We start from the raw sequence: 8,685 nt of genomic DNA, 5'->3' as shown, positions 1-8,685 counted from the left end.
GGGGGGACCTCCGCGGAGGTCCCCCGACTTGTCGAGTGGATCCGCGGCTCCCGACCGGACAGGGCGGGAGCCGCGGGGCGGGCATCAGGACAGGCCGAGCTCCCGGTCCAGGTAGTCGAAGACGTCGTCATCGGAGGCCGACTGGATGTCGATGTCCCCGGTGACCGCGACCGGCACCTGCGTCGCCGCCCACTTGGTCTTGAGCACCTCGATCCGGGAGGCCACCTGCTTGTGCACGACGTCGTCGACCCGCATGTCGTCCAGCAGCTTCGCGAGCCCGTCCAACTGGTCGAGCAGGGCCGACGGCCCCACGTCCACGCCGCCGGTCACGAGCTGCGGCATCAGGTAGTCCACCAGCTCCGCGGGCGTCGGGTAGTCGAACAGCAACGGCGCGGGCAGTCGGAGGCCGACGGCCGAGCCGAGGCGGTTGCGGAACTCGATGGCGATCAGGGAGTCGAAGCCCAGGTCCTGGAACCTGGCGTCCGGCTGGAGCGCGGCCAGGTCCGTGTGGTTCAGCACCGCGGCGGCGTGGTCCCGGATGACGTCCAGCAGGATCGCGTGGCGTTCCTGCCCGTTGACCCCGGTCAGGCGCCGCACGATGGTGTCGGCCTGCGGCGCACCGGCGACCGCCGCCTTGCGGGCGGGCTTGCGGACCAGACCACGGAACAGCGCGGGGACCTCGACCGACCCGCGGAGGTCGAGCCGTGCCGGGACCAGCACCGGTTCGCCCGCGGCCGAGGACGCGTCGAACAGGGCGAGTGCCCGCGCGGCGGACAGCTCCAGCACTCCGGACCGCCTCATCCGCAGGACGTCGACCTCACCGATGACAGCGGTCATCCCGTCGCCGCCCTCCCACGGGCCCCACGCCAGCGACAGACCGGGCAGGCCCTGTTCCCGACGCGACCTCGTCAACGCGTCGAGGAACGCGTTGGCGGCCGCGTACGCCCCCTGCCCGGCGGCACCGGACAGACCGGCCATCGACGAGAAGACCACGAACGCCGTCAGGTCCAGGTCGCGGGTGAGCTCGTGCAGGTGCCACGCGGCATCCACCTTCGGGGCGAGCACGCCGTCCACGCGTTCCGGCGTCAGCGAAGCGATCACACCGTCGCCCAGCACGCCCGCGGTGTGGATCACCGCCCGGACCGGGTGCGCCTCGGACACCGTCCGCAACGCGTCGGCGATCGAGGTGCGGTCGGCCACGTCGCAGGCCATCACCCGCGCTTCGGCGCCGTGCCCGGCCAGTTCCGCCACGAGGTCGGCGGCACCGGTGGCCGCCGGGCCGCGACGGCTGAGCAGGAGCAGGTGGCGGACGCCGTGCTCGGTGACCAGGTGACGGGCGACCAGCCCGCCGAGGCCACCGGTGCCACCCGTGATCACCACCGTGCCGTCCGGGTCCCATTCCTGTTCGGCGCCGTCGGTTGGCGCGTGGACCAGCCGGGCCGCGCTCACCTCGTCTCCGCACACCACGACCTGCGGCTCGTCCATCCCGAGGATCCGGGCGAGCGGCAGCGCCGCGTCGCCGTCGTCCAGCAGGTCCACGAGCTGGAAGGCGTCGGGGTTCTCCGTCTGCGCGGACCGGACGAGGCCCCAGGCCGCCGCCGCGGCGACGTCCTCGCCCGTGGTGGCGCCACTGGTGACGAACACCAGCCGTGAACCGGTGAACGACTCCTCGGCCAGCCAGTCCTGGACCAGGCCCAGCGTCCACGTGGTGAGGCTGTGCGCGGAGGCCACCACCTCACCCGTCCCCATCACGGGGACCAAGACCACTGACGGCACCGGTTCACCACCGAGCAGCAGCGAGGTCAGATCCTCGGTGGACGAGGCTTCGACGCCCGCCGCGGCAAGACGTTCGACCAACCCGAACGCGTCCGGGCCCAGGACGGCCGCCGTGGCCACCTCCACGCCCGTGGTGTGGACGGGAGTCCAGTCCACGCGGTAGAGCGAGCCCTGGCCGGTCGACCGGGCCGCCGCCACCTGCTCGGCGCTCACCTCGTGCAACACCAACGAGTCCACCGACACGACGACCTGACCCGCGCCGTCGACCGCCACCAGGGAGAGCGCGTCCTCCCCCGCCGCCACCAGGCGGACCCGCAGCGCGGACGCGCCCGAGGCACCGAGGGCCACGCCCTGCCACAGGAACGGCAGCCTGCTCCGGTCTCCCAACGACATCACACCGGCGGCGTGCAGGGCCGCGTCGAGCAGGGCCGGGTGGACCCCGTACCCGCTCGCCGCCTCCCGCTCGGTGTCGGGCAGCCCGACCTCGGCGAAGTACTCGTCACCACGCCGCCACAGCCCTCGCAGGCCGCGGAAGACGGGGCCGTAGTCGAAGCCCGCGTCCACCAGTCGGTCGTAGAGCCCGGCCACGTCGAGCGGTTCGGCGTCGGCCGGTGGCCAGGTCTCGGAGTCGAACGCGGCAGCCGCCGCACCGGACGCCAGGACGCCGACCGCGTGCCGAGTCCACTGTGCACCGTCGTCTTCGGACTGGGTGAAGATCTCGATCTCCCGGCGTCCCTGCTCGTCGCCTGCTCCCACCCGGACCTGCACCGCGACCGAGCCGACCTCCGGCAGCACCAACGGCGAGGCCAAGGTCAGCTCCTCGACCAGGTCGCACCCGACCTCGTCACCGGCGCGCAGCGCCAGCTCGACGAAACCGGTGCCGGGGAACAAGGTCCGCCCCATCACCACGTGGTCGGTCAGCCACGACGACGACCGCCGCGACAACCGCCCGGTCAGGACGACGTCGTCCTGACCCGCCAGCCGGACGGTGGCGCCGAGCAGTGGGTGGCCAACCGAGGCCAGTCCGGCGCCCGTCACGTCACCGGCACCGGCCCCCGGCTCCGGCCAGAAGCGCTGGTGCTGGAAGGCGTAGGTGGGGAGTTCGACCAGCCCCGCACCCGTGTCGGCGAAGAAGGCGTCCCAGTCGACCCGCACCCCATGGGTGTGCAGCGACGCCAACGCCGTCACCGCCGCGACCTCCTCGTCCCGGTCCTTCCGCAACGCGGCGACGGTCGTGACACCGGGCGCCAACTCCTGGACCATGGCCGAGAGGACACCGTCCGGCCCCAACTCCAGGACCACGTCCACGTCCATCGCCGCGACACCGTCGGCGAACCGCACCGGCTCACGCACGTGCTCAACCCAGTAGGCGGCCGTGCACAACACCTCCGCCGTCGCGACCTCACCGGTCACGTTCGACACCACCGCAATCAGCGGCTCCTGGAACGACAACGGCGCCAGAGCCGCCTCGAAGTCCGCCAGCATCGGATCCATCAACGGCGAGTGGAACGCGTGCGACACCGCCAAGGACTTCGTCCGCACTCCCTGTTCGGCCAGCTCGGCGGCGATCGTCCGCACGCCGTCCAGCGTTCCGGAGATCACCACCGACGAGGGTCCGTTCACCGCGGCCACCGACACCTCGTCCTCGTGCCCGGCCAACAGCGGCAGCACGTCGGCCTCGGACGCCGCCACCGCCACCATCGCCCCACCCGACGGCAGCGCCTCCATCAGTCGAGAGCGGGCCGCCACCAGGGCGCACGCGTCCGCCAGCGACAACACCCCGGCGACATGGGCGGCCGTGACCTCACCCAGCGAGTGCCCGGCCACCACCTCCGGACGCACACCCCACGACTCCACCAACCGGAACAACGCCACCTCGACCGCGAACAACGCGGGCTGAGCCCACCCGGTCCGGTTCAGGACCTCCTGGTCCTCACCCCACACCACGTCCCGCAGCCCATCGAATTCCCCCACCACCGCGTCGAAAGCGGCCACGAACACCGGGAACCGGTCGTACAACCCACGACCCATCCCCAACCGCTGAGACCCCTGACCCGAGAACACCACACCCACACGACCACGACCGGCGACGCCCTCGATGACCGCGTCACCGACCAAGCCCACGCGGTGGTCGAAGTGGGAACGCCCCACAGCCAGCGACAGACCCACATCCGCACCACTCAGCCCCGGCCGTTCAGCGACCCAGGACCGCAGCCGCGCGACCTGCTCGCCGACCGCGGCGGAGGTCTTGCCCGACACCATCCACGGCACCACCCGGTCGACCGCGGCCGGGACTTCCCCGGACTCCACCGCGGGAGCCTGCTCCAGGATCACGTGCGCGTTCGTGCCGCTGATGCCGAACGACGACACCGCCGACCGGCGCGGACGGTCGACCTGCGGCCATTGGGCTTGCTCGGTCAGCAGTTCGACGGCACCCTCCGACCAGTCGACGTGCGTCGACGGCTCCGTCACGTGCAGCGTCTTGGGCAGCACTTCGTTGTGCATGGCCATGACCATCTTGATCACGCCGGCGACACCGGCGGCGGCCTGGGAGTGGCCGATGTTGGACTTGATCGACCCCAGCAGCAGCGGCCGGTCGCGGTCCTGCCCGTAGGTGGCCAGCAGTGCCTGGGCCTCGATCGGGTCACCCAGGGTGGTGCCCGTGCCGTGCGCCTCGACAGCGTCCACTTCGGACGGCGACAACCCCGCACTGGCCAACGCCTGGCGGATCACCCGCTGCTGCGACGGACCGTTCGGCGCCGTCAGGCCGTTGGACGCGCCGTCCTGGTTCACCGCCGAACCACGAACCACCGCCAGTACCCGGTGACCGAGGCGTTCGGCGTCCGACAACCGCTCCAGCACCAGCATCCCGACGCCCTCGGACCACCCCGCGCCGTCTGCGGTGTCGGAGAACGACTTGCAGCGGCCGTCCGGGGACATGCCCCGCTGCCGGGAGAACTCGATGAACAGGTCCGGCTTCGACATCACGGTCACCCCGCCCGCCAGCGCCAGCGAGCACTCCCCCGCCCGCAACGCCTGCGCCGCCAGGTGCAGCGACACCAACGACGACGAGCACGCCGTGTCCACCGTCATCGCGGGGCCTTCGAACCCGAACGAGTAGGAGACCCGGCCCGAGGCAACGCTGGGCGCGCTCCCGTTGCCGCGGAAGCCTTCGAACTCCACCCCCGGCAGCAGATCGCCGTAGTCGCTGTACATCACCCCCGCGAAGACACCGGTCCTGCTGCCGCGCAACGACAACGGATCGATCCCGGCCCGTTCGAGGGCGTCCCAGGACACCTCCAGCAGCAACCGCTGCTGCGAGTCCGTCGCCATCGCCTCGCGCGGGCTCAACCCGAAGAAGCCCGCGTCGAAGTCACCGGCGTCGTAGAGGAAGCCACCCGTCCGCGCGTAGGACGTGCCCGCGTGAGCGGGGTCCGGGTCGTAGATCCCCTCCACGTCCCAGCCCCGGTCGTCCGGGAACTCCGAGATCGCGTCGACACCGTCGGCCACCAACCTCCAGAGGTCCTCCGGCGACCGCACGCCACCGGGATAGCGGCACCCCATGCCCACGATGACGACCGGGTCGTCGGTCACCGACGGCAGGGCGCTGAGCGGGATGGCGGCCCGCGCCGCACCGCCCAGCAGACGGTCCAGCAGGTAGACGGCCAGCGCCGAGGCGGTCGGGTAGTCGAACACCAGCGTCGCCGGGAGCTTGAGCCCCGTCACCGCGCTGAGACCGTTGCGCAGCTCCACCGCCGTCAACGAGTCGAGCCCCAGTTCCTTGAACTTGCGGTCCCGGTCGATCGCGGCGGAGTCGCCGTGCCGCAGCACCGCGGCCACCCTCGTCCGGACGACGTCCTCGACCAACTCCTGGCGGTCGGCAGCGGACAGGGCGAGCAGACGCTGGACGAAGCCGCCCGCGTCGACCCGCGTCCGGGCGGCGGCACGCCGCTTCGAGGAGGGAACGAGGCCCTGCAACAACAACGGGATCTCCGGGCGCGTGCGCATGCCCTTGACGTCCAGCACCATCGCCGGGACGACAGGGTCACCGCAGGCGATCCCGGCGTCGAACAGGGCCATACCCTGCTCGACGGACATCGGGGGCATCCCGGCCTGACCGATCCGCGCGCGGTCCGTGGAGGCCAGGCCCGTGGTCATGCCCGTCTCGGTCGCCCAGGTGCCCCATGCCAGCGACACACCCGGCAGGCCCTCCCGCTGCCGACGCTGGGCGAGCGCGTCGAGGAACGCGTTCGCGGCGGCGTAGTTGGCCTGTCCGGCGGCGCCGAACGTCCCACCCATCGATGAGAACAGCACGAACGCGGTCAGGTCCAGGTCGCGGGTCAGCTCGTGCAGGTGCCACGCGGCGTCCACCTTGGGCCGCAGCACTCGGGAGACCCGCTGCGCGGTCAACGAGTCCAGCACGCCGTCGTCCAGGACGCCAGCGGTGTGGACGACCGCCCGCACGGGGTGCTCGACCGGCACCGCGGCCAACGCCTCGGCGAGCGCGTCGCGGTCCGCGACGTCGCACGCCCGCACCACGACGGACGCGCCCAGGTCGGTCAGCTCGGTCACCAGGTCCGCGACACCGAGGGCGTCGGGGCCGGATCGGCTGAGCAGCAGCAGGTGCCGCACACCGTGGCGGTTCACCAAGTGCCGCGACACCTGCCCGCCGAGGCCGCCACCGCCGGTGAGGACCACCGTGCCGTCCGGGTCCCACCGGACGTCGGGCACCGGGTCGGTGCCCGCTCGGGCCAGCCGTGCCGCGCGCACCTGTCCTCCGCGCACCAGTAGCTGCGGTTCACCCGATCCCAGGACCACGTCCAGCGGCAGGTCCCCGCCGTCCCAGTCGACCAGGACGAACCGGTCCGGGTTCTCCGTCTGCGCGGTCCGCACCAGCCCCCAGACCGCCGCGGCCACCAGGTCCTGGCCGGACATCGCGCCCTGGGTCAGGACCACCATCCGCGAGTCGGTGAACTCCTCACCCGCCAGCCATTCCTGAAGCAGGCCCAACACGCTCACCACGGTCTCGTGCACCGAGGTCACGACGCCGGACTCGCCCGCAACGGGGACCACGACCACACCGGGTGCCGCGTCCGACCTCAGCGCGGCCAGGTCGGCGTGCGCCGACGTCGCCACCCCGGCCGACTCCAACGCCTCGGTGAGGTCGAACAGGTCCGGTCCGAGGACCGCGGGCACGCCGACGTCCCCGCCAGGAGTGGTCACCAGCGGCCAGTCCATCCGCAGCGCTCCGCCCGACGGAGCCGGGTCCGCGCTCGCCAACTGGTCGGCGGTCACCACCCGGAAGTCGAGCGAGTCGACGGACACGACCAGGTCGCCCGCGGCGTCCGTGGCGACGATCGAGACTCCTTCGTCCGTGCGGACCAGCCGGACCCGCAACGCCGACGCGCCGGTCGCGTGCAGGGAGACGCCCGACCACGCGAACGGCAGCAGGGAGGTGTCCGAGTCGCCGTACCCCGTGAAGACCACCCCGTGCAGGACCGCGTCGAGCAGGGCCGGGTGAATGCCGAACGCGTCCACGCCGGGTTCCTGGTCCGGCAGGCCCACCTCGGCGAAAACCTCGTCGCCGAGCTTCCAAACGGACTCCAGGCCCTGGAACACCGGGCCGTAGTCGAGCCCGCGGTCGGCCATCCGCTGGTAGAAGTCGTCCAGTGCGACCGGTTCGGCGCCCTGGGGTGGCCACACCCCGGTGGCGAAGGCGCGGTCGGCGGTGGTCGCGGTGCCGGTGCTCACCACGCCGCCCGCGTGGCGCACCCACTCCTCGTCGGCTCCGCGGGAGAACACGCCGATCTCGCGGTGGCCCTCCTCGTCGGCAGGTCCCAGCCACACCTGGACCGCCACCGCCCCCTGGTGGGGCACCACCAGCGGCGCGGTCAGCGTCAGCTCCTCGATGCGGTCGCACCCGACCTCGTCGGCCGCCCTGGTCACCAGCTCCACGAAACCCGCGCCGGGGAAGAGGATCCGGTCGAGGACCAGGTGGTCGACCAGCCACGGCAGCGACCGCACCGATACCTGTCCGGTAACGACCGTGCCCTGGCCACCACCCAGTTCGACGGCGGCGCCGAGCAGCGGATGGCCGACAGCCACCAAGCCCGCGCCCGACACATCGCCCACCCCGGCCGCGGCCTCGGGCCAGTACCGCTCGTGCTGGAAAGCGTACGTCGGCAGATCCACCCGAAGACCCCCGCCGAACACCGACGACCAATCCGCCGGCACACCGGCCACGAACAACGACCCGAGCCCCGTCAACACCCGGTCCAGACCGCCATCGTCCCGCCGCAACGAACCCACCAGCACGGCATCCGCGCCAGCGTCCTCAATGGTGTCCTCGACACCCACCGTCAGGATCGGGTGCGGACTCGACTCCAGGAACACGCTGTGCCCCGACCGGATCAAGATCCGCAACGCGGTCTCCAACTGGACGGTCTCGCGCAGGTTCCGGAACCAGTAACCCGCGTCCATCGACGCGGTGTCCAACCAGTCGCCCGTCACCGTCGAAAGGAACGGCACCTCACTCGACCGCGGCTGAAGATCCGCCAACCCGTCGAGGATCGCATCCTTCAACTGCTCCATCTGCGCCGAGTGCGACGCGTACGCCACAGCGACCTTCTTCGCCCGCAGACCGTCCGCCACACAGGAGTCGACCAACGCGTCCAACGCCTCGACCTCACCCGAGACGATGACGTTCGACGGACCGTTCACCGCCGCAACGGACAGACGCCCGCCCCACTCGACCAGCCGCGCCTCCACATCAGCACGGGACGCCGTCACCGACACCATCCCACCCTGACCCGACAGCTCGTTCGCCACCAAACGGCTCCGCAGACACACAATCCGCGCACCGTCCTCAAGGGACAAAGCACCAGCCACACACGCCGCCGCGATCTCACC

The 8,685-nt window shown here is 71.9% G+C and carries 1 protein-coding gene; it reads right to left on the bottom strand.

The features are described from left to right. Positions 1-84: 84 nt before the first annotated feature. Complete coding sequence (locus NZH93_RS49155; protein ID WP_259630299.1) at positions 85-8,679, bottom strand: type I polyketide synthase; 8,595 nt, start codon at positions 8,677-8,679, stop codon at positions 85-87. Positions 8,680-8,685 lie beyond the last annotated feature (6 nt).

Source organism: Umezawaea endophytica (assembly GCF_025061645.1).
GTDB classification, from domain to species: Bacteria; Actinomycetota; Actinomycetes; order Mycobacteriales; family Pseudonocardiaceae; genus Umezawaea; species Umezawaea endophytica.
This window is presented reverse-complemented; position numbering and strand designations above follow the sequence as displayed.